This is a genomic window from Stenotrophomonas sp. 2YAF22 (assembly GCF_052114665.1).
GTDB classification, from domain to species: domain Bacteria; phylum Pseudomonadota; class Gammaproteobacteria; order Xanthomonadales; family Xanthomonadaceae; genus Stenotrophomonas; species Stenotrophomonas indicatrix.
The window spans coordinates 1-1,340 of sequence record NZ_JBFRFE010000856.1; the positions used below are offsets into that span (position 1 = coordinate 1).

Below are 1,340 nucleotides of genomic sequence, written 5' to 3' on the forward strand. Positions count from 1 at the left end.
GTTCGATCGCGACCTGATCAACGTGCTGCGCACCAAGAATGTCGAGATCGTGCAGGAAGAGCCGTCCAGCGGCATCTCCCTCGGCGCGATCCTGATGAATTTCCTGCCGGTCATCCTGATCATCGGCTTCTGGCTGTTCATCATGCGGCAGATGCAGGGCGGTGGCGGCGGTGCCAAGGGCGCGATGTCCTTCGGCAAGTCGCGCGCCAAGCTGCAGGGCGAAGACCAGATCAAGGTCACCTTCGCCGACGTTGCCGGCTGCGACGAAGCCAAGGAAGAGGTCGGCGAACTGGTCGACTTCCTGCGTGACCCGTCCAAGTTCACCAAGCTCGGCGGCAAGATCCCGCGCGGCGTGCTGATGGTCGGCCCTCCGGGTACCGGCAAGACGCTGCTGGCCAAGGCCATTGCCGGTGAAGCCAAGGTGCCGTTCTTCTCGATCTCCGGTTCGGACTTCGTGGAAATGTTCGTCGGCGTCGGCGCCAGCCGTGTGCGCGACATGTTCGAGCAAGCCAAGAAGCACGCGCCGTGCATCATCTTCATCGATGAAATCGACGCCGTCGGTCGCCACCGTGGTGCCGGCCTGGGCGGCGGTCATGACGAGCGCGAGCAGACCCTGAACCAGCTGCTGGTCGAGATGGACGGTTTCGAAGGCGGCGAAGGCGTGATCGTGATCGCCGCCACCAATCGTCCGGACGTTCTGGACCCGGCGCTGCTGCGTCCGGGCCGCTTCGACCGCCAGGTGGTGGTCGGTCTGCCGGACGTGAAGGGCCGCGAGCACATCCTCAAGGTGCACATGCGCAAGTTGCCGCTGGCCGACGACGTCGTGCCGATGGTGATCGCGCGTGGTACTCCCGGCTTCTCCGGTGCGGACCTTGCCAACCTCTGCAACGAGGCAGCCCTGTTCGCCGCCCGTGGCAACGAGAAGGAGGTCCGCATGGACCACTTCGATCGTGCCCGCGACAAGATCCTGATGGGTGCCGAGCGCCGCTCGATGGCCATGAGCGAGGAGGAGAAGACCCTCACCGCTTACCACGAAGCCGGTCACGCCATCGTCGGTCGTTTGGTGCCCGAGCATGACCCGGTCTACAAGGTCACCATCATCCCGCGCGGCCGTGCGCTGGGTGTGACCATGTACCTGCCGGAAGGCGACAAGTACTCGATCAACCGCGTGGCGATCAACTCGCAGCTGTGCTCGCTGTATGGCGGTCGCGTCGCCGAAGAACTGATCTTCGGGCCGGACAAGGTCACCACCGGCGCCTCCAACGACATCGAGCGTGCCACCAAGATGGCCCGCAACATGGTCACCAAGTGGGGCCTGTCGGAGACCCTTGGCCCGATCG

General features: G+C 64.6%; 1 protein-coding gene. It reads left to right on the forward strand.

Going from position 1 to position 1,340, the window contains the following annotated elements; genetic code table 11:
* A partial coding sequence (gene ftsH / locus AB4Y84_RS21730; protein ID WP_442250942.1) for an ATP-dependent zinc metalloprotease FtsH occupies window positions 1-1,340 on the forward strand: 1,340 nt, incomplete at both ends.